This is a genomic window from Collinsella sp. SGI.178 (genome assembly GCF_050313495.1).
Lineage (GTDB): Bacteria > Actinomycetota > Coriobacteriia > Coriobacteriales > Coriobacteriaceae > Collinsella.
The window spans coordinates 1-20,300 of the sequence record NZ_JBNPLM010000030.1; the positions used below are offsets into that span (position 1 = coordinate 1).

The window sequence follows — 20,300 nt, forward strand, 5'->3', positions numbered from 1 at the left end:
GCCCGCTGTCCTGTTACTTTTCCGGGAGTGTAGCCACAACTTCGGGACACTTTGTCCACAAGTCGGAGCGTAGGACGAGGGACGGGGGCTTTCATATACGCCCAGTCTGCTGTTGAAACCAGACCTGTGCTTACGGCTCTACGCCACGCAAGCACAGCCCTGTTTTCCTGCCGCTTCAAATGCCCTTGCCCTCCCCGGCGGCAACGGCATTTTCACGGCAACGCCGACAGAGCGTATAACACACTACACTTTGCTTCGCAAAGTCGTGTGCCAAATGGGGGCGTTGCCCCCTTTGGAAACCCCCACAAGAAAAGGCGGTACGCTACCCCTCCACGGGGCGCATACCGCCTTTTCTTGTTATCCAGCCCTCCGGCTGTATCGGTTGAGCAAAAGTCAGCGTGGGATTGATGTGGTATCTTTATCTAAGTGAACCCCCGCACTCCCAGTTGCTGATGGTCTGGCGCGACACGTAGATGCGCTCCGCCAGATCGTCTTGGGACAGTCCGAGCTCCGTGCGATGCTCCTTGATGTGCGAGCCCAGCTCCATGCGTTTGCTCCCTAGAGGGTCGGGGTGACCCCTGTCGAGAGCCACCATGTCATTGACGCGAGCATCGTACCATCAAAGGTCTTTATATTTGACCCCCACGGGGCAAAATCGAGCTGTCAAAAGGCTTTATATACGACATCTAGCTGGGAAAAGAACGGTCCCCAAAGGCGGATGCCTCCGGGGACCGGTTGGTGCGTATAGAGGGGGCGAGCTTGCTTTGGGTTGGTGTTGGCCCCGCCGTTCGGCTCGACTTTGGAGCGGCGGGGCTCAGCTCTGCCTCGACCGCGGCGCGGGGCGCGGCTTTGTCCCGACGTCGGCAGCGGCCGAGCCCTGTCTTCCAGCTTAGCCCTCCTCGCCTTTGGGTGCGTCCTTGGACGAGGGCTCTTTCTTCGGCAGCCTTCCCGCGCGTTTGAGGGCGTCTCGCAAGATCCATTCCACCTGACCGTTGGCGCTGCGCATCTCATCGTCCGCCCAGCGTTGGACGGCCTCCCAGATAGCGGGGTCTATACGGAGTGGATACTGCTTGCGTGCCATGACGTGCCTTCTTGTCGAATGTGCAATTCTGCACCCGTCCCAAATTACTCATTGGTGTTGGGGTTAGTACCGCGAGCCTGCGTTGAGCACCGGGTGCGCCTCGGATTCACCGCAGAGCACCACCATGAGGTTGCTGGCCATCTGCGCCTTACGCTCGTCGTCCAGCTCGATGGTGCCGCCGGCGGCCATCTCCTTCACGGCCATGTCGACCATGGAGACCGCGCCCTCGACGATCTTCTTGCGTGCGGCGATGACGGCCTCGGCCTGCTGGCGGCGCAGCATCGCCTGGGCGATCTCGGGGGAGTAGGCGAGGTGCGTGAGACGTGCATCGTCGACCTCGACGCCGGCGGGCGCCAGGCGCATCGCGAGCTCGCGGCGCAGGGCTTCGGAGACCTCTTCCACATTGGCGCGCAGCGTGATGGCGCCGGCGGCATCGGACTCGTCCTCCAGGTGGTCGTAGGCGTACACGCTCGCCACGTGGCGCAGCGCCGTCTCGGCCTGCATGGCGACATAGCTCTGGTAGTCGTCGACGTCGAAGAGCGCCTTGGCGGTATCGGCGACGTGCCACACCACGACGGTTGCGATCTCGATGGGGTTGCCCATTTTGTCGTTGACCTTCAGGCGCTCGCCATTCAGGGTGCGCACGCGGGTGGAGATGGTGGTGGGGTTGCCCTTGGCGGCCTTCTGCGCCGCGGCCTTGGCGGCCTTGGAATCGCTCATCTCGAGCTCGATCATCTCGCCGATCCCGGCCGATCCGCCCATGCTCTTGCTAAAGAACGGGTTGGCCCAGAAGAAGCCCTCGTCGCGGACGGTGCCCACGTACTTGCCGAACAGGATGCACACGCGCGCCTGGCCGGGCTGCAGCGAGAAGAATCCGTTGAGTGGGATGAACCACAGGCAAAACGCGAGGATGCTGAGGCCGAGCCCCCATCCGTAGACTGCGGGCGCGTCGACGCCGTCGGGCGTGCTCGCGAGCCCGATGGTGCTCCAGATAAAGAGGCCGATGATGGCGATGAGCGCCACCGCCACGGCGACGAGCATGCCGTAGCCCGACTTGGCCTTGAGTTGCTTTTCCACGCTCATTGTGAGTTCCTTTCACGACTGCGCCGGCGTTTGCGTGACGTCCCCGGCGCCGCGCTCCAGATTGCGATGGGGAGGAGGCGAGTCCCCGAGCAGTCCGTGCGACTGCTGATTGCATTGTGATATCACATTGAGACCAAGTCAAGGAGAATCGGATGCCGTCTCTCATGGCATAAGTGGTTCGGGGCGCCCGGCATCTACGCTCCGTAGAGGTCTTCCTGTTGCATCTTGGCTCGCAAGTCCCTATAATAGCTCCACTCACGGCTGAAGGTTTACCTCTAGATTTGGAAAGGGGAGCTGCACCATGCTTGTTTCCATGAGGATTTGGCTCTAGCCACGGTCGCGTGAGCGACCGGTACTTCGCTGCATACCACCGATCGCATCAAAGGATTATTCCATGACACAACCGAATCCCTGCGCTTCTTGGAAGCGCTCGCTCGCCATCGTCTGGATCGGCGAGTTCTTCTCCGTGCTCACGAGCTCCATTCTGCAGATGGGTCTCATCTGGCACGTCACCCTCACCACCGGCTCCGCGAGCGCCCTGTCGTTCGTGAGCCTGGCGGCCTTCTTGCCCATGGCGCTCCTCGGCGCCTTCGCGGGCACCATCGTGGACCGCACGTCCATCAAGCGTCTCATGATCGGCGCCGATCTCTTCATCGCGGCCGTGAGCCTCACGCTTGTCTTCGGCTCGCTTCGGGGCGACCTTTCTGTCGCCGTTGTGGCGGCGGTGCTGTTCGTCCGTGCGCTGGGCAGCACGCTCCATACGCCCGCCTTCAACGCGCTCACACCGCTCATCGCCCCGCCCGAGGTGCTCGGCAAGCTGGCGGGCATGCTGCAGTTCATGCAGTCGGGTAGCTATATCATCGGCAACGCCATCGCCGCGGCGGTCTACCCGGCGTTTGGTCTGACTTTCATGATCGCGCTCGATGTCGCCGGGGCGGTGCTCGCGAGCATCGCGGTGGCGACCTCCGGCATCAAGACGCCGGCGCCCGAGCGCCATACGCCCGAGGAGAACGCCGAGGCGTCGCACCGCGCGGTGCGGGCCTTCCTATTGGAGACGGCCAACGGGTACCGCGAGCTCAAACGCCATCACGGTCTGTTCGCCATGCTCTGGATCGGCTTCGCCTTCTCGGTCCTGTTCTCGCCCATATCCGCGCTGTTCCCGCTCATGGTGTTCGACCATTTTGGGGGCACCACTACGCAGTCGGCTATCGCGGAGATCGCGTTCTCGGTCGGCATGATCGCGGCGAGCGGCTGGATCGGGGCGACGGGTGGCCTTAAGAACCGCGCTCTTTCGTGCACGCTGGCCATCGGCCTCTTCGGAGCGGGCACGCTCGCGGGCGGCCTCGTGCCCCCTTCCGCGCTCGTTGTGTTTCTGGGGCTTACGTTCGCGATGGGGGTCTCGAGTCCGCTGTACAGCGCGCCGCAGATGGCGCTCATGCAGGAGCGCGTCGATCCCGAGTGCATGGGCCGCGTCTTCGGCCTGTACGGAGCGGTCTGCAGCTGGGCCATGCCCGTGGGGCTCGTCGCATCGACCTTGTTCGCGGACGCCATCGGCGTAAGCGCGTGTTTCGTGCTCATCGGTGCTGCAATGGTGATCCTAGCAGGCATCACCTGGGCGATCCCGAGCATCCGCAAGATTGGGTAGCGCTCTGGCGGAGTGCGTTTCGTTTCGGACGGCTCGTAGGGTCGCTGCGACGTGAAGGGTGGTCGACGGTGCGCCTGCGAGGGCGCCGTCGACCACCCTTTTGTTTAATTCGTCTGGCCCGGCGCCGATCATCATCTGTTCGCCGGGCGATTGCGATGCCGCCGCTTGCCGATACGCGGCTCCTTACGTTGTGCGCATCCCATCGTTCTGGCAGCGTTTCCTGCAGTTAATCTCCAGAGCCCGAGGCGGTGGCCCCTATGAGTAATCTGCTCGAATCCATTCTGCGCGTCGGTATGACCATGTTCATCGTCGGCCCGCTCACTGCATGGGTCGCCCGCCGCGGCGCGCGCGAGCGCAGCGAGGCAACGGACAGCCTCGATTGCTTCACGGTGCGCATGCCCGCAGCCATCCGCACGATCATCGCCTGCTGCGCCGTCGCGTTCGAACTGCTCATGCTGGGTGTCTACGTCTGGCAGGGCGTCTCGCTGGGCGAGTGGGACCACGAACTTGTGTGGTTCGGTCATGCCATGGCGCTCGCGGGTATGGCTATCTGGGCCTTGCTGAGCATCCCGCGTATCGACGTGGACGGTGGGCGCATTCTCTCGCGTAACGCCTTCGGCATCCGCAAGGAGACGACGTTTGGCAACATCACCCGTGCAACGCTTCACGCGCAGATGATGAGGATCGACCTGTTCGAGGGCGACCGGAAGTTCTGCTCGATAAGCCTCGAGGGGGTGTGCTCGCTCAACCTCCTCGCCCGTCTGGAGGAAGAGGGCATCGAAGTCTCGGACGCCGTCGACGGTCCCATGACCAAGGCGGGCCTGTGTTGGTCTGCCATCAAGCCGTTGACGATTGTTTTCAACGGCATGGCCCTCGTCTTCTCGCTCGTCCTCGCCTTCATGGCGGTCTTCACCGACGAGGGTGCGCGCCTGCTCGTGCTCATCCCGTTCCTGTTCCTGTTCATAGGGGGTTCCTGCCCCTGCTCATGCTCGGCATGCCGGCCCGCGGCATCCTCGAGATCGGCAGGCAGGAGCGCGCGCTCGGTTTCTCCTTCTCCGAGGAGATGGCAAGCCGAGGTGCCACGGGTACTTCGCTTGTCGATGACGATTGGTTCATCGAGATCAGCAACGCCCGCGTCGTGGCGTTTCGCCGCGATTACCTCAAGAAGATCACGGCGCACGAGAACAGCGAGAGCGGCGACCGCTGCACGGTGACCACGAGGGGTGGTCGCAAAATCAAGGTGTATGCAAGCGGGCAGCACGCTCGAGGACCTGCGCACGTGGTTCAAACAGGGTGCCAAGGTCAGAAACACACTCGACCGCGCGGGGGACGCACTCGAGGCGACCGTTTGATTGGGTTGCCTGCCAAGGATCCAAAACGGGAAGGGGCGCTGTCGGCGCCCCTTGTCATACCAGGCCCGCTGGCCAGCGAGAGGCCTGCAGGTCGACATGTCCGTTGGCGAGGAAGGCAACGCCTTCGTCCTCGAGCAGTGTGCGCTGCGCCTCGGGCCCACCGAAGGCGAACCCCTCCGCGAGGCGGCCGTCGGCAAACACGATGCGATGGCAGGGGATGACGCCCGGTTGAGGGTTGACGTGCAGGGCATATCTCACGTAACGGGCTCGCCTGGGCTCGCCGACGAGCTTGGCGATCTGCCCGTAGGTGGCGACCATGCCCGCGGGAACCTGTGCGACCATCTCGTAGACGCTCCCGAAGAAGCCCTCGCGGTTGCTATCAGCCATCACAAACCTTTCAGTGCGCGGGTATCGGCGCGCCCGCGAGCAGCGGACGCGCTACGCCTCCAAATACCTCTCGACAAGCTCCTCAAACGCGCCGTCCATGCCCGTGGTCTCGAGCGCGCCGTCGCAGTGGGGGCGCACGTCGTCGGTGACGTTCGCCACGCCCACGCCGAGTCCGGCGGCCTGGATCATGGAGAGGTCGTTGGCGGAGTCACCCACCGCGATGACCTCGCTCATGGGGATACCGAGCATCTCGGCCAGGCGCATCAGGCCGACTCCCTTGTTCACGCCTGCGGGCATGAACTCGAGGTAGCGCTTCGAGGAGAACGTGATCTCGACGCCAAGGCGCTGCGCCAGGGGCTCAAGATCGCCCCCGAGCTTCTGCAGCGCGTCAAAGTTCCTGTTCACAAACAGGATCTTCACGATGTCGCGCCCATCCAGGAAGGACAGGTCGGGGTGGTCTGCGCTCGAGATATGCGTCACGCCGCTGATCGAGGTGAGGTACGCACGCTCGTCGTCGTCCGCATCGGGCACGAAGACGTGTCCGTCGGCGACGTTGATGTGCATGCTAAGCCCCAGCTCAAGGCCCTTTTGATAGAGCTGCTCGGCACAGTCGCGCGAGAGTCCGCAGGTGGTGAGCGGGCAGGGGTCGCCCACGCGGTTGATAAACCCGCCGTTGTACGACAGAACGTATCCGCCTTCGAGCAGCGACGCATCGACGGCCGCGAAATTGTGCATGATGGACGAGTACCAGCGCCCGCTTGAGGGGACGAACAGAACCCCCAGCTCCTTCATGCGCTTGAGCGCGCGGATGTTCGCCTCGGGGATGGCGTGATTGGAGTCGAGAAAGGTCTCGTCCATATCGCTTGCAACAAGGCGGTACATGCTAGTACACCATGCCCATGGCCTCGCGCACCTCGGCGAGCGTGGCCTCGGCGACCTCGTTAGCGCGGCGGTTGCCCTCGTGCAGGACGTCCTTGACGTAGTCCATATCCTGCACGAGCTCCTCGCGGCGCGCGCGGATGGGGGCGAAGTGCTCGTTCACGCTCTCGGTGACGTACTTCTTGAGCGCGCCTGCGCCGCCCATGCCGATCTCCTCGGCGATCTCGACCTCGGAGCGGCCGGTGCAGATGGCGGCGGTGGAGAGCAGGCCGGACACACCGGGACGGGCTTCGGGGTCGAACGTGATCATGCGCTCGCCGTCGGTCTGGCTCTTCTTGATGCGCTTGGCCGTCTCCTCGGCGGTCATGGAGATGTTGATGGCGTTGCCGTAGGACTTGCTCATCTTGCGCCCGTCAAGGCCGGGCAGCAGCGGCGTATCGGACAGCAGCGCGTCGATCTCGGGGAACACCTTGCCGTAGCGGTTGTTGAACTTGCGTGCGATGGTGCGGGTGAGCTCGATGTGCGGCAGCTGGTCGCGCCCGACCGGCACCACGTTGCCCTTGCAGAACAGGATGTCGCACGCCTGGTGCACGGGGTAGGTGAGCAAAAGGCCGGTGAGCTCATGGCCGCTGGCCTCCATCTCGGCCTTGACGATGGGGTTGCGCTGCAGCAGGGCCTCGGAGACGAGCGACAAGAACGGCAGCATGAGCTGGTTTGCCGCGGGCACGGCGGAGTGCGTGTAGATCATCGTCTTGTCGGGGTCCAGGCCGCAGGCCAGGTAGTCGATGACCATGCTGTAGACGTTGTCCTAGATGTTGTCGGTGCTGTCGCGGTCGGTGATGACCTGGTAGTCGGCGATGAGCACGTTGGTCTTGGCGCCCATGTTCTGCAGCTCAACACGGCCCTTGAGGGTACCGAAGTAGTGGCCCAGGTGCAGACGGCCGGTGGGGCGGTCGCCGGTGAGCATGGTGAACTTCTCGGGGTGCTGCGGCAGGTCGGCGCGGATCTGGTTGCTGCGCTCGAGGCTGACCTCATAGCTGAGCTCGTTGGGCATGCTGTCTCCTTTTGGGTTGAGTGCCTGGCCGGCATTGTCGGTCTTGGTTGAAGATGAAGCTACCAGAGAAACGGCGTCTCTTGCCGGAATCAACGATGGTTTTCGCCGTGTCGTCCCGCAGGGCCGTTTCCCTTCTTGGGAAGGAGCCCCTCGATATGCTCGAGCCGCTCCTCATGGGCCACGTGCGCCGCGCGCTCCTCGGCGGCGAAAGCGGGGTCTTCGGGCGTGACGGTCTCATCTCGCTGTCGACTCCGGTACCACCGCGACGGCGCTCCTGAGCCTGCTCGTCGACAAGCCGGTGACTATCTACACCACCAACGGCTATGCATGTCGGTTTACGGGCGAGCTTGCTGCTAAGGTGGTGGTAATTGGCGGCGACTTCAACCCCGTTACCTGCTCGCTCACCGGTCCTATGGTTGAGAGCGCGCTGTGCGAGCTGTACTTTGACCGGGCGTTTATAGGTGTCAACGCGGTGGACGAGGACCGCGGTATCATGACGCCAGGTTATCCCGAGGCTATCAAAAAACGTATCGTGATGCAGAATTCCCAGGCGAGTTACGTACTCGCCGATAGCTCCAAGTTCCACGTGTTTTCAAATGTAAAGGTGTGCGACCTGGAGGGCTTTACTGTTATTTCCGACAGGCGCGACTCCAAAATCGGCGAACGCGTCAAAATGATCACGGCCTAGGACACTGGGGCATCGCATCTTGCCCTCAAGCCGTTGCCCACGTAACGAAGCGTGGGGCAAACGTGCGCCCCATTCCTGATTTGGGGACTAGCTTAGTTCGTCGGCTATTTGGTGCTCGTAGAAGGCTTCTACTACGGCGTTAAAGTCGCGGGCGAAGTCTTCCATGGTTCCACGCCAGGTGGCTCGGCCGGGCTTTCCTTGGCCCACATAGGCGGTTTGAATGCCGCAGGCGGGGCTGGGGAAATCGCGCTTGGGATCGTTGCCCACCATAAGGACCTCGTGCGGCTCGAGCCCCATGACCTGCAGCTGCTCTAGATAATATGTGGCATCGGGCTTGCAGCGCGTGGCGTTGCCCATGTGCGTTACGAGCTCGAAGGGCGCGTCTGTCAGCTCGCCCCAGCCCATGCGGCACTCGATGGCCCCTTGGGGAAAGCTGGGGTTGGTGAAGAGCGCGCAGCGCAGCCCCGCGTCCTGTACGGCTTGAAGCGCGGCGTGCGCACCCGGCATGGCTTTTGCGTTGATCATGTCATCGTTCTTGTACGGCAGAACTTCGTGATCGTAGTAGGTAAACGCCTCGTAGATAAGTGGGTCCGAGAGGCAAATGCCGCACCGGCGCTCGATCTCGGTCTGGTAAAACTTAAGATTGGTGCGATTGTCCGTGCTGCTGCGGCGATTGGCGTTGAGGTCGATCAGGATGGTGCCGAGGCGTGCCATCGTACCACCGCGGCTGCATCGTCCGATATCCGCGAGCATTGACGAGACATCCTTAAAATAGCGAAGGATAAACGCGTTGAGATTGATGCTGAGAAGCGTCTCGTCCATATCGAAAACGACTGCTTTGAGCACGCGGGCACCTTTCTCGAAAAATCGTTTAGAACGTGGGCTCCGGATACTTTACCCCAAAGCCGTATACTCAACTGCTTATCGTCAACTTATGGAGACGGTCGTTCACAAGATTGCGAAAAAGTCTCCATACGAGTAAAAAATCGCAGTTCACGCTTGAAATCGAAGTGATTTCCACGTAACCTATACGAACGTGATTGCATAAGCGTCACATTAGTATCTGTCGGCTCCCGAGTGTTCCTAAACGTTGTGTGCTTGTCGCACCCTTCTGTAGGTCCTAGCAATCGGGGCCCCGTAGTTCGAAAGGGGTCCACCTTTGAGTGAGATTCAGAACTCGTCCATTTTCTCTCTTGACGATGTCAACGAGGAGGAGATGAACAACCTCATCGACGGTACGATTACCGACTTTGATGAGGGCGATCTCGTTAACGGTACTGTCGTTAAGATCGAGCATGACGAGGTGCTCGTTGACATCGGATTCAAGTCCGAGGGCGTTATCCCGGTCCGCGAGCTGTCCATCCGCAAGGACGCTAACCCTGCAGACATCGTTGCACTCGGTGATTCCATCGAGGCCCTGGTTCTCCAGAAGGAGGACAAGGACGGTCGTCTGGTCCTTTCCAAGAAGCGTGCCGAGTACGAGCGTGCTTGGAACCGCATCGAGGAGAAGTTCAACTCCGGCGAGAACGTCGAGGGCGAGGTTATCGAGGTTGTCAAGGGCGGCCTGATTCTCGACATCGGCCTGCGTGGCTTCCTGCCCGCTTCCCTCGTCGACCTCCGTCGCGTCAAGGACCTCACCTCCTACATGGGCACCCGCATCGAGGCCCGCGTCATCGAGATGGACCGCAACCGCAACAACGTCGTTCTCTCCCGTCGCGTCGTGCTTGAGGAGTCCCGTAAGGCCGAGCGTTCCGAGATCCTGTCCAAGCTTAAGTCTGGCATGCGTCTCCAGGGCACCGTTTCCTCCATCGTCGACTTCGGCGCCTTCGTCGACCTCGGCGGTATCGACGGTCTCATCCACATCTCCGAGCTCTCCTGGAACCACGTCAACCATCCTTCCGAGGTTGTCAAGGTCGGCCAGGAGGTCGAGGTCGAGGTTCTCGACGTCGATCTCAACCGCGAGCGCATCTCCCTGGGTCTCAAGCAGACCACCGAGGATCCGTGGCGCGCACTGGTCAAGAAGTACCCCGTCGGCGCTATCGTCGAGGGCACTGTGACCAAGCTTGTCCCGTTTGGCGCTTTCGTCGATCTGGGCGAGGGCATCGAGGGCCTGGTGCACATCTCCGAGATGGCCAACAAGCACGTCGACCAGCCTTCTCAGGTCACCCACGTGGGCGACAAGGTTCAGGTCAAGGTCATGGAGATCGACCTCGACCGTCGTCGTATCTCCCTGTCTATGAAGTCCGCTGCTGAGACTCTGGGCGTCGAGATCGAGGTTACCCCGCTGCCTTCCGAGAAGAAGGACGAGGAGACCGACGCCGAGTAAATCGGTTTGACGATCACTTGCTTTAAGGGATCCGTCCGCAATGGACGGGTCCCTTTTTGCGTTTGCCGGTGAGGTGCGCAATGCTACTCGTGCGCAACGCTGTCCGGGCTGTTCACAGGCTATTGGGTTGTCGGTGCATGAAAATGCCGACATCCCGCCTCGGGGAGGAGGCGGGAACGCACCGAGTAGACGGAGGGGTGCGGAGCGCGGTCGCGTCTCGACTGGCGACGTTGCCCATCGACGACCCTATTGTACCGTATGGCATGGTTCTTGGTATATCGTGTCGAAGGCTTGTGTTGTGCCTTTGCCTGCGGCAACGGTGTGTTACACTCTTGCACTGCTGAGTGGGCCAGACGGTCGCGCGATGTGCTGCTTGCAGCACGCGTGAGGAAAGTCCGGGCTCCAGAGGGCGGGATGCCGGCTAACGGCCGGGCGGAGTGATCCGACGGAAAGCGCCGCAGAAAAGAAGACTCCCACCTGCGCCGCAAGGCGTAAAGGGAAAAGCTGAAACGGTGGTGTAAGAGACCACCAGCGTCGTGGCAACACGGCGGCTTGGCAAGCCCCATCCGGAGCAAGCGCGAATAGGAACGCTATGGGCCGGCCCGGTCCGCGTTCGGGTAGCGTGCGTGGAGCTGCACGGTAACGTGCAGACAAGATAAATGACCGTTCACGACAGAACCCGGCTTATAGGCCCACTCGGCACTTTGTTGACGCTGCGAACCCGTCAGCGCGACAATCTGCCTTTCAAGCCTTCGGGCATGACCATAAGGTCAATGCCCTCGTCTTTCAAGGCACCTTGCTCGCGCTGACGGGTTCTCGCTTTCGTTGACGGAATCATCGGCGGTTCCGTTCTTGGCATCTCGCTGTTTTTGCCTGGTCATCGGCAGCCTCATTTCTGTTGCAATCTCGTCTTTCAAGGCACCTTGCTCGCGCTGACGGGTTCTCGCTGTTGGTGACGGCATCATTGGCGTTTTCGCTCTTGTTGGCGAGGACAACGGTGCTGTCTTTGCCGTATTATTGAGGCTGTTTGTTGCCGCGCTTAGTTTTGTTGAGGGGCTTTGTTGGACAGCTACTTTACTCTGCGATCGAATATTGAGGCTTCTGGCGAGTTTGTGGATCGCAAGAGCCGGTTTATTGCCCAGCTGGTCCATATTGAATCCGAGGATGAGGCGAATGCCTTCATCGAGATGGTTCGCAAGCGTCATTACGACGCTCGACACAATGTTCCCGCGTGGATTTTGGTCGATGGACGCGAGCGTCAGAGTGATGATGGTGAGCCGAGCCGCACGAGCGGCATGCCGACGCTCGAGGTGTTGCGCGGCGCTGGGCTCAAAAATGTTTGCTGCGTGGTGACGCGCTATTTTGGCGGCACGCTGTTGGGGCCCGGTGGCTTGGTGCGCGCCTATACCGCGGCGACGCAGGCGGCGGTGGCAGCTGCTCAGGAGGCAGGGCAGGTCGTTGAGATGACGAGCGTCGTGCCTGTTGACGTGCACGTGGCCTATCCGCAGTATGAGCAGGTGCTTCGTTTGGCGCAGGATTCGGGTGCCAAGGTTTCGGATACCGATTACGCGGATGCCGTGACGATTCATTTGGTGTTTAAGGCGGGGGAGCAGGAGCCGTTTTGCGCTAAGATGCGCGAGCTTATGGCGGGGCGCGAGGAGCTTGAGGTCGGCGCTCCCAAATTTGCCGAGTTCTAACGGCGACGGCCGGCGTGCTTTTGGATGAATCCCAAGCACGCCGGCCGTCGTTTTCTGTTGCCGCCGTTTACTCGGCGAACTGCTTTAGCACATCGCAGGCGATCTCGATGGCGTCGTCGATGCAGCCGGGGCAGCTGCGGAGCGGACCATTGTCCGATCCGATGCCCTTGAGCGTGCCGCAGACGGTCGTCGTGTTTTTCGTTTTAAAACGCTTGGCGATTTCGCGCGACAGCTTGTAAGTCTGGCCCTTGGTCTTGGGGTTATCCATGCCGTCGCTCATTACAAAGCCCATGATGGCCACGGCGCCCGAGATAGCGCCGCAGGTCTCGGTCATGCCGCCCATGCCGGCGCCAAAGCCCTCGGTGAGGATAAAGGCGGTCTGGGGGTCGAGCCCGACGGAGGGTGCGAGCGTGCAGGCGACGGCCTGTGCGCAGTTAAAGCCACGGGCGTGGTATTCGGCAGCCTGAGCCTGACAGGCGGTGATGTCGAGCTGGGCAGTATCGATTTGCTTCATCGTTGTCTCCTCGGTAACGGTGTACTCGCCTATGGTACCCTTGCCGATGCATTTGTTCATCGAAAGCCTCATGTATGCCTCATTTTTATCTATCGATAAATGCCAAGATCTGCGATAAATGCCCCCGGTTGATTTGTCTCATAACCTACCTTGGGGATGGGTTGAGAGGGGTGCGGGGTAGCGGTATCGTGAACCGGATAAAAATGTAACCCAGGCAAGGGAGCTAGATATGAGCGAGCAGACCATCGGTACTACATGTGTTCAGGGCGGCTATCACCCGGGAGATGCGGAGCCGCGCCAGGTGCCCATCTACCAGTCCACCACGTGGAAGTATGACACGTCCGAGCACATGGGCAAGCTGTTTGACCTGGAGGAGTCTGGCTATTTCTACAGCCGTCTGCAGAACCCTACGTGCGATCTGGTTGCCGCCAAGATCTGCGAGATGGAGGGCGGCACCGCTGCGATGCTCACGAGCTCGGGCATGGCTGCGAACTTCCTCGCAATCTTTAACGTGGCCGGCGCCGGCGATCATGTGGTCGCAAGCTCGGCCATCTACGGCGGTACCTACAACCTGCTTGCCCATACCATGGGTCGTATGGGCGTTACCTGCACGTTCGTTGCCCCCGATTGCACCGATGAGGAGCTCGAGGCAGCCTTTGAGCCCAATACCAAGCTCGTCTTTGGCGAGACGATCGCCAACCCCGCCCTTGCCGTGCTCGATATTGAGCGCTTTGCCAAGGCCGCGCATGACCACGGCGTGCCGCTGATGGTCGACAACACCTTCCCGACGCCCGTGATGTGCCGTCCCTTTGAGTGGGGCGCCGATATCGTTACGCACTCCACCACCAAGTACATGGATGGACATGGGGCCTGCCTGGGCGGCGTGATCGTCGACCACGGCCAGTTTGATTGGATGGCCCATGCGGACAAGTTCCCGGGTCTCACCACGCCCGATGAGAGCTACCACGGCGTGACCTATGCCGAGAAGTTCGGTCGCGAGGGCGCCTTCATTACCAAGGCAACCGCTCAGCTCATGCGCGACCTCGGCCCCATGCAGAACCCGCAGGCGGCGTTTTTCCTGAACAGCTCGCTCGAGAGCCTGCATGTGCGCATGCCGCGTCATTGCGAGAACGGCCTGGCTGTTGCCAAGTTCCTGCAGAGCCATCCCAAGGTGCGCTTCGTGAGCTATCCGGGTCTGGAGGGCGACAAGTACTATGACCTAGCTCAAAAGTACATGCCCAACGGTACCTGCGGCGTTGTGAGCTTTGGCTTTAACGGTGGTCGCGCGGCGGCCGAGACCTTTATGAAGAGCCTCAAGCTCGCTCAGATCGCCACGCATGTGGCCGACGCCCGCACTTGCTGCCTGCACCCCGCTAACGCCACGCACCGCCAGATGAACGATGAGGAGCTTATCGCCTGTGGCATCTCCGCCGACATGGTGCGCCTGTCGTGCGGCCTCGAGGACACGGCCGATCTGATTGCCGACCTTGAGCAGGCGCTCGAGCAGTGCTAGGCTAGCGTTCGTGCAAGGCGCCGATGCCGGCAGAAAGCTTCGGCGACCTTTAGCTCCGATACCGTAGGCGGGGCCCCAATCGCGACTGTTTGCAGGCGATTGGGGCCCCGTTTTTGTGTTGCGCCACTCGAAAGGATGGATATGGAGAAACCGCAGAGCAACTGCGCCACGAACACATAGCTGTTGAGGGGGACACCCATGGCAAGAACAAATGGGCGATTCTGTTTACGGTGCTCATCATGACGTTTATGGTGTGTCTGGATTCGACCGTCGTGACCGTGGCGCTGCCCGTGATGCAAAAGGAGCTGGGCGTGGGCCTCGATCGCATTCAGCTGGTAAGCTCGGTGTATCTGCTTGCGGCTTTGCGGTGCGATGCGGCTTTGTGGTGCGATGCGGCTTGTAGGGCGGGCGGGGGTCGGTCCGTGGTAGACTATCGAGCAACGTTTATTAATCGCGCGGTATCGTTGCCGCGAGAAGGGGTTGCGCCATGCAGGAGCTTGAGGACCGTATTCGCCATGACGGCATCGTAAAGGCTGGTAATGTCCTTAAGGTTGATGCTTTCCTCAACCATCAGTGCGACGTTGAACTGTTTGACCACATGGGCGCCGAGTGGGCCCGTCTGTTCGAGGATGTCGAGATTAACAAGATCCTTACGATCGAGGCTTCGGGCATTGGCATGGCCTGCATCGCAGCCCAGCATTTTGGCGGCGTGCCGGTGGTCTTTGCCAAGAAGGCGCAGTCCATCAACCTCGACGGCGAGCAGTATGCCACGACCATCTATTCCTTTACCAAGCAGAAGGAGTACCCGGTCATCGTTGGCAAGCGCTTCCTGTCCGAGGGCGACAAGGTCCTGATTATCGACGACTTCCTGGCCAACGGATGCGCGCTCGAGGGTCTTATCAAGATCTGCGAGGCTGCGGGTGCCGAGGTGTCCGGCATTGGCATTGCGGTGGAGAAGGGCTTCCAGGGCGGTGGCGATAAGCTCCGCGAGCGCGGCTTCCGTGTTGAGAGCCTGGCCCGTATCGCCGATATGGACTGCGAGAACGGCGAGATCACCTTCGCCTAAGCGCGCAACACAAGCGATTGGTATGCGATGTGACAAAGGGGGTGTCCCTTTGTCACATTTTTTGTATGAGGGGAGGTGTTGATATGGATGAGAACACGATGGGATGGCGTGAGTATGCGCGCTATGCCGAGATGTCGGTCGAGGAGCTGGCGCGCGATTGCGAGGTGCAGGTGTTTCGCGCGACGGGTCCGGGCGGGCAAGGCGTGAACACGACGGACTCGGCGGTGCGCATGAAACATATCCCTACGGGGATTACCGTGACGGCGCGCGAGAGTCGCAGTCAGTTCCAAAATCGTAGCTGCTGTTTACGTAAGCTGCGCGCTGAGCTTGAGCGTCGCGGGCGTCCACCGCGTCGACGCGTAAAGACCAAGGTGCCTCAGCGCTCTCGCCAGCGCAGACTTAATGACAAGCACTTCAACGCCATTAAAAAGGCCAACCGCCGCAAGCCGGGCGGGGAGGAGTGATCTTCTCGATAAGTTGCGGTGAAATAGGGGCTGTTTTGCGGCTTTACCTGCATAAACAGTCCCTATTTCACCGCAACATAGGGGTGGTTAGCGGGTTGGACGCCAGACTTGGAGGGCGCCGGGTAGGATGTCGACTTCGATGCGCGAGGCGATAACAGGTTCGCCGTCGGCCTGAATGGGGTAGTCGGGCTCCTCAAAGGTGAGCTCGGCATGGCGGCAGCGGCGTATGCAAACCGGCGGCAACTTGGTATGGTGGCCGTCCTTGGCCGAAAGGAACATGGGAAGCGCGACCGCGCGCGGAACGGGGCCGCAGGCGTAGCAAACGTCGAGCATGCCGTCACACGGGTCGGCGTCGGGACAGATACGATAGCCCGAGCCATAGGTGGGGCCCAGCTGAATCGCCATGATGATCGCCCTCACGCGCTCGGCGGGCGCGCCGTCAAAGCTGACTGTCATGGGGTAGTTGCGATAGCGCAGGCCAAACTGTTCAAGTCCCGAGAGGGTGTAGAGCGGAGCGCCGGTGAGGCCCGTTTTTTTGCGCAGCTCGGTGGTGCCCAGGCCGATGGCGGCGTCAATACCGACGGAGAGCGTCTGGTCGTAGTACTCAACGGTAGCCTCGCCGCTACCGCTTGCGGGGTTCCATGAGCGAATGCGACCGATGTCCTGACGCTGCAGCTCGCAGGTGAGCAGCGCGGCAAAATCCTTGCCGGAGAAATCTTCTATACCGAGCGTTTGGGCAAAATCGTTGCCGGAACCCACGGGTAGGATGGCAAGAGCGGGGCGGGGGTCCTCCTTTTGTGCCATAAGCCCGTTGACGACCTCGTGGATCACGCCGTCGCCGCCAAGGGCGATAACGGTGCGATAGCCCTGAGCCTGTGCGGCCAGCTCCTTGGCGTGCCCCATACGCTCGGTCAATACCAGGTCAAACTGGGATGCGCGTGCAGTCATGTCCAAAAAGCGTTGCAGGCGCTCGGCAACTTCGCGCGCCGCACCCGATTGGGCGGCGGGGTTGGCGATGATGAGCGTGCGACCAAAATCAGTTGCGTGCATGGGCGACTCCCGGCATATGGCGTGACGGTGCGGTCGCGCTCGGGTCGAATTGCCCCCCGATTGTGGCTGCACGGCGAATACTTACGTCTACTCTATCAGGTCGTTGTGGCGCTCGATAGCATCCGCTACCGTACCGCCCTCATCCACTATAAGCGAACGGCGCTTGGGTGAGATGATGCGCTGGGCAGGGTACACGCCGCGGTGTCCGCCGGCGAGATAGCTGATAAAGGCCACGATGACAAAGAACCCGGCGGCCGTGCCGTGGAACAGGTCGATGGCCATCATGCAGGTGGTGATGGGCACGTTAAGGCCGGCACAGAACACGCCGAGCATGCCGAGAGCCGCCAGAAAACTGGGGTCGAGCCCGGTAAGGCAACCGATCCAACCACCGAGTGCCGCACCGATGCCAAACAGGGGCGTGACCTCGCCGCCTTGGAAACCGGCACCCAGGGTGAGTGCCGTTACGACGAGCTTGATGGCGGCGTCGGCGAGGGTGGTGTTGCCGGCAAACCCGGCGCCCGAAAGCCACGTGGAAAGGCCGGCGTAGTCCCAGGCGTCGAGGAGAGCATAGACAGCCAAAACCACGAGTGCGCCTATAAGGGCGCGAACGAGGTAATTGGTGATAAAGCGACCGTACAGGCTCTTGACGGTTCGAACCGACCAGGCAAAGAGGCGTGCCGTCAGACCGAAGATAATGGCGCTGATAACAACGATAACGACCGTTTTGGGCGTCATGGCGGGAACGCTGGCGATGGCATTCGCTTCGTACTCGGTACCCAGGGCGAGTGATGTAAAGTAGCCGGTAAACGAGGCGACCAGGCAGTAGATCCCTGCGGTGTAGTCGATCTTGCCGATAAAGCACATCTCCATGCCAAAGAAAGCTCCGGCAAGGGGCGAGCCGAATACGGCGCCAAAGGCCGACGAGATGCCGGCGAGCATGAGGTCGTGGTGGTCATGCTTTTTGAGGTGGGCGAGGCTTGAGATGTTGCTGGCGATGGTGCCGCCAATCTGCACCGCGGCCCCCTCGCGACCGGCCGATCCGCCCGTTAGGTGCGTGAGCGTGGAGCAGACGAAGGTGAGGACGGCCATGCGCATATGGATGAGGCGTGTACCCAGAGCGGAGTCGATGACCAGGTTGTTACCGCGTTTGGCGGCAAGACCGTGGTTTTTGTACACCCATGCGGTGGCAACGCCCACAACGGGAAGCATGGCGTAGATCCACGTATGGTGCTCGCGATAGTCGGTCGCGATATTCAACGAGGCCAAAAACGCCCAAGCGGCAACGCCCATGGCGAGCGAGACGATGACGACGAGCACGAGCAACTTAGCGCTCGCGAGTAGGTTGTGGGCATTGCGGCGCGTGTCGGCAGCCAAGAGATGCTCGGAGCGGGTGAGCTGTTGCCTGCCTGCCATGATGACGTCGTTCAGGGAGAAAAAGCCGCCGTCGTCGAGCGGCTGGGAATGATCCTGTGCCTCGTTTGCGCTTTCGGGTTTGTCGGTAAAAGCCATACGTTCCTCTTTTAGGTTGCAACACGAGCATTATAGAACGTGCCAAACGTGACAAACCGGCAGGTTGGTTTCGGTTCTGTTTCGCGGCTTGCGGCCGACAGATGTATTCGAGAACGTGGGTCGTTTCGCCGTCGTGCGGCAGGGGATTATACTGAGAAAAGCATAAAGAATTGGCGCCCCTGTTGTGCGCTGTGGCATTAAGAGGTGCATATGGCAGAGAAACTCATTCCGCTGGAGGACGCGCAGTCGATTGTTCTGTCGCACGTTGCTCCGACCGATCTCGTCGAGATTCCCGTGTGGCAGGCCGCCGGTCTTCCCTTGGCCGAGGACGCGGTGGCCGATATCGACATTTCGCCGTTTGCCAACAGCGCTATGGACGGATATGCCGTACGCGCCGTCGACCTCGCCAAAGCGTCCACCGATGCGCCCGTGACGCTTTCTGTCGTGGGGCACGAGGCGGCGGGCCATGTGTTTGAGGGCGCAATCGGCGCGGGCGACACGGTTCGTATCATGACGGGCGCGCCGGTGCCCGAAGGTGCCGATGCCGTGGTGAAGTACGAGATCGTCGATGTGCTCGACGGTGACGGCAACGAGGGTTCGCGTGTGAGATTCTCGGCGCCGGCCAAGGTGGGGGAGAACGTTCGATCGGCTGCTGAGGAAGCGCATACTGGCGACGTCGTGATGTACGCTGGAGAGGTTGTGGCTCCGGCGGGCGCCGGCTTGCTGGCGAGCGCCGGGTATGCGAGCGTGAAGGTGCATGCCGCGCCGCGCGTGGGCATTATCTCGCTGGGGACGGAACTGGTCGCACCGAGTAACGTGCCGGCGCGCGGGCAGATTCGCGACTCCAACTCGTCGGCGTTGATGGCCGAGGCGCTCGATGCAGGAGCCGAGCCCGTGTTCTACGGCATTGCGCCCGATGATGAGCGGGCGATTGCCGAGCTGGTGCATCGCGCCGCGCAGGAGTGCGATTTTGTCATTACGAGTGGTGGCGCCTCTGCGGGTGATTACGACTATGTGACGGCGCTCGTTCGGCGCGAGGGCGAGGTGCTGTTCGACCGCATCTCGATGCGTCCCGGCAAGGCCATCACGTTTGGCTTGCTCGCAGGTAAGCCCTACCTCGGGCTTTCGGGCAATCCCGCGGCGGCGTATGTGGGCTTTGAGATGCTCGCCCGCCCGGCGATCCGCAAGATGCGCGGCTTTGCCGAGGGCGTGCGTCCCGTGCAGCAGGCGAAGCTCACACACGGCGTGAAGAAGCGACAGTATCGCCGCTTCTTCGATCGTGCCACGGTTTTGCGCGACCCCGAGACCGGTGAGCTGTTGGTGACCGAGGCCAAGACGCAGAATTCGGCGTTGCTCGGCACGATGCAGCGGGCCAACTGCCTGCTGCGTATTGACGAAGGCCCGTGTGACCTCAGGGCAGGCGACGTCGTGGATGTCGTGCGTGTCGACTTGCCTGAGGGCACGGTGCTATAGGAGGAATGCTATGGAGCTGAAGATATCGATTGTGACGTGCTCGGATACGCGCGATCTTGCCCAGGACGAGGCGGGTGCTGCGCTCGAGGAACTCATCGCGGCGCAGGGCTGGACGGTCGCCTCACATGTGGTCGTGCGCGACGACGTCAGCGAGATCGGTGATGCCATTGTGGAAGCGGCCGATGAGTGCCACGCCAATGTCGTGCTCACCTGCGGCGGCACGGGCCTTTCGATGCGCGACGTGACGCCCGAGGCGACGCGTGCCGTCTGCGACCGCGATGTACCGGGCATTGCAGAGGCAATCCGTGCGTACTCCATGACCAAGACGCGCCGCGCTATGCTTTCGCGCGCCGTGTGCATGCAGCGTGGGCATACGCTTGTCATCAACTTTCCGGGATCAACGAAAGCGGCCCGCGAAAGCTGGGAGGCTGTGAGCGACCAGCTGGAGCACGCAGCTCAAATGACCGCGGGCGGCGGGCACGCCAAATAAGCGCATTACCTGCGGCGGAGTGACCTTAC

General features: G+C 61.4%; 19 protein-coding genes, 1 other RNA gene and 1 pseudogene. 11 read left to right on the plus strand and 10 right to left on the minus strand.

The window, feature by feature from the left end; translation table 11 throughout:
• Positions 1 to 418: 418 nt before the first annotated feature.
• The 3 genes from ACQRAQ_RS07895 to ACQRAQ_RS07905 form a co-directional block, all read right to left on the minus strand.
• Positions 419 to 595 (minus strand): helix-turn-helix transcriptional regulator, encoded by a 177-nt coding sequence (locus tag ACQRAQ_RS07895; protein ID WP_427794475.1) that lies wholly within the window; start codon positions 593 to 595, stop codon positions 419 to 421.
• A 294-nt stretch (positions 596 to 889) separates the two neighbouring features.
• Positions 890 to 1,081, minus strand: a complete 192-nt coding sequence (locus ACQRAQ_RS07900) for an Arc family DNA binding domain-containing protein (protein ID WP_117743601.1) — start codon at positions 1,079 to 1,081, stop codon at positions 890 to 892.
• A 63-nt stretch (positions 1,082 to 1,144) separates the two neighbouring features.
• Positions 1,145 to 2,164 (minus strand): SPFH domain-containing protein, encoded by a 1,020-nt coding sequence (locus ACQRAQ_RS07905; protein WP_427794476.1) that lies wholly within the window; start codon positions 2,162 to 2,164, stop codon positions 1,145 to 1,147.
• Between the two features lie 394 nt (positions 2,165 to 2,558).
• Here ACQRAQ_RS07905 and ACQRAQ_RS07910 point away from each other — a divergent pair, with 394 nt between their 5' ends.
• Together ACQRAQ_RS07910 and ACQRAQ_RS07915 are read left to right on the plus strand one after the other, a co-directional pair.
• Entirely contained in the window at positions 2,559 to 3,809 is a 1,251-nt protein-coding gene (locus tag ACQRAQ_RS07910; protein ID WP_117799207.1) for an MFS transporter, read from the plus strand.
• Positions 3,810 to 4,066: 257 nt separating this feature from the next.
• Positions 4,067 to 5,023: a hypothetical protein gene (locus ACQRAQ_RS07915; protein ID WP_427794477.1), complete on the plus strand. Its 957-nt coding sequence runs from the start codon at positions 4,067 to 4,069 to the stop codon at positions 5,021 to 5,023.
• Between the two features lie 192 nt (positions 5,024 to 5,215).
• Here the strand turns inward: ACQRAQ_RS07915 and ACQRAQ_RS07920 are convergent, their stop codons facing one another.
• The 3 genes and pseudogenes from ACQRAQ_RS07920 to trpS form a co-directional block, all read right to left on the minus strand.
• Entirely contained in the window at positions 5,216 to 5,548 is a 333-nt protein-coding gene (locus tag ACQRAQ_RS07920; RefSeq protein ID WP_427794478.1) for an MGMT family protein, read from the minus strand.
• Between the two features lie 51 nt (positions 5,549 to 5,599).
• Positions 5,600 to 6,430: an HAD-IIB family hydrolase gene (locus ACQRAQ_RS07925; protein WP_427719690.1), complete on the minus strand. Its 831-nt coding sequence runs from the start codon at positions 6,428 to 6,430 to the stop codon at positions 5,600 to 5,602.
• Between the two features lies 1 nt (position 6,431).
• Positions 6,432 to 7,481 (minus strand): annotated as a pseudogene (gene trpS, locus ACQRAQ_RS07930) (tryptophan--tRNA ligase).
• A 298-nt stretch (positions 7,482 to 7,779) separates the two neighbouring features.
• On the opposite strand from trpS, the gene ACQRAQ_RS07935 reads away from it, so the two are divergent.
• Positions 7,780 to 8,169, plus strand: coding sequence for a hypothetical protein (locus tag ACQRAQ_RS07935; RefSeq protein ID WP_427794479.1), 390 nt, complete (start codon positions 7,780 to 7,782; stop codon positions 8,167 to 8,169).
• Positions 8,170 to 8,256: 87 nt separating this feature from the next.
• Here ACQRAQ_RS07935 and ACQRAQ_RS07940 read toward each other — a convergent pair whose 3' ends face one another.
• Positions 8,257 to 9,015 (minus strand): HAD family hydrolase, encoded by a 759-nt coding sequence (locus ACQRAQ_RS07940; RefSeq protein ID WP_427794480.1) that lies wholly within the window; start codon positions 9,013 to 9,015, stop codon positions 8,257 to 8,259.
• Between the two features lie 313 nt (positions 9,016 to 9,328).
• On the opposite strand from ACQRAQ_RS07940, the gene rpsA reads away from it, so the two are divergent.
• The 3 genes from rpsA (at position 9,329) to ACQRAQ_RS07955 (ending at position 12,192) form a co-directional block, all read left to right on the plus strand.
• Positions 9,329 to 10,495, plus strand: coding sequence for a 30S ribosomal protein S1 (gene rpsA / locus ACQRAQ_RS07945; protein WP_154515317.1), 1,167 nt, complete (start codon positions 9,329 to 9,331; stop codon positions 10,493 to 10,495).
• Positions 10,496 to 10,836: 341 nt separating this feature from the next.
• An RNA gene (gene rnpB, locus ACQRAQ_RS07950) (RNase P RNA component class A) lies at positions 10,837 to 11,198 on the plus strand.
• A 355-nt stretch (positions 11,199 to 11,553) separates the two neighbouring features.
• A complete protein-coding gene (locus ACQRAQ_RS07955) occupies positions 11,554 to 12,192 on the plus strand; it encodes a YigZ family protein (protein WP_427794481.1) in 639 nt (212 codons plus the stop codon).
• Positions 12,193 to 12,259: 67 nt separating this feature from the next.
• On the opposite strand, the gene ACQRAQ_RS07960 is transcribed toward ACQRAQ_RS07955, so the two are convergent.
• Positions 12,260 to 12,706, minus strand: coding sequence for a C-GCAxxG-C-C family protein (locus tag ACQRAQ_RS07960; protein WP_427747760.1), 447 nt, complete (start codon positions 12,704 to 12,706; stop codon positions 12,260 to 12,262).
• Positions 12,707 to 12,935: 229 nt separating this feature from the next.
• Here ACQRAQ_RS07960 and ACQRAQ_RS07965 point away from each other — a divergent pair, with 229 nt between their 5' ends.
• The 3 genes from ACQRAQ_RS07965 (at position 12,936) to ACQRAQ_RS07975 (ending at position 15,749) form a co-directional block, all read left to right on the plus strand.
• Entirely contained in the window at positions 12,936 to 14,219 is a 1,284-nt protein-coding gene (locus ACQRAQ_RS07965) for an O-acetylhomoserine aminocarboxypropyltransferase/cysteine synthase family protein (protein ID WP_427719685.1), read from the plus strand.
• 487 nt (positions 14,220 to 14,706) lie between these two features.
• Positions 14,707 to 15,285, plus strand: a complete 579-nt coding sequence (locus ACQRAQ_RS07970; protein ID WP_427727567.1) for a xanthine phosphoribosyltransferase — start codon at positions 14,707 to 14,709, stop codon at positions 15,283 to 15,285.
• Positions 15,286 to 15,383: 98 nt separating this feature from the next.
• A complete protein-coding gene (locus ACQRAQ_RS07975) occupies positions 15,384 to 15,749 on the plus strand; it encodes a peptide chain release factor family protein (protein WP_154515584.1) in 366 nt (121 codons plus the stop codon).
• Between the two features lie 87 nt (positions 15,750 to 15,836).
• On the opposite strand, the gene ACQRAQ_RS07980 is transcribed toward ACQRAQ_RS07975, so the two are convergent.
• Positions 15,837 to 16,799, minus strand: coding sequence for a diacylglycerol/lipid kinase family protein (locus ACQRAQ_RS07980; protein ID WP_427794482.1), 963 nt, complete (start codon positions 16,797 to 16,799; stop codon positions 15,837 to 15,839).
• A gap of 87 nt (positions 16,800 to 16,886) precedes the next feature.
• Positions 16,887 to 18,308 (minus strand): chloride channel protein, encoded by a 1,422-nt coding sequence (locus ACQRAQ_RS07985; RefSeq protein WP_427794483.1) that lies wholly within the window; start codon positions 18,306 to 18,308, stop codon positions 16,887 to 16,889.
• A 210-nt stretch (positions 18,309 to 18,518) separates the two neighbouring features.
• On the opposite strand from ACQRAQ_RS07985, the gene ACQRAQ_RS07990 reads away from it, so the two are divergent.
• Both ACQRAQ_RS07990 and ACQRAQ_RS07995 read left to right on the plus strand, forming a co-directional pair.
• Positions 18,519 to 19,781: a molybdopterin molybdotransferase MoeA gene (locus ACQRAQ_RS07990; protein ID WP_427794484.1), complete on the plus strand. Its 1,263-nt coding sequence runs from the start codon at positions 18,519 to 18,521 to the stop codon at positions 19,779 to 19,781.
• Between the two features lie 10 nt (positions 19,782 to 19,791).
• Positions 19,792 to 20,271 (plus strand): MogA/MoaB family molybdenum cofactor biosynthesis protein, encoded by a 480-nt coding sequence (locus ACQRAQ_RS07995; protein WP_427794485.1) that lies wholly within the window; start codon positions 19,792 to 19,794, stop codon positions 20,269 to 20,271.
• The last annotated feature ends 29 nt before the right edge of the window (positions 20,272 to 20,300 follow it).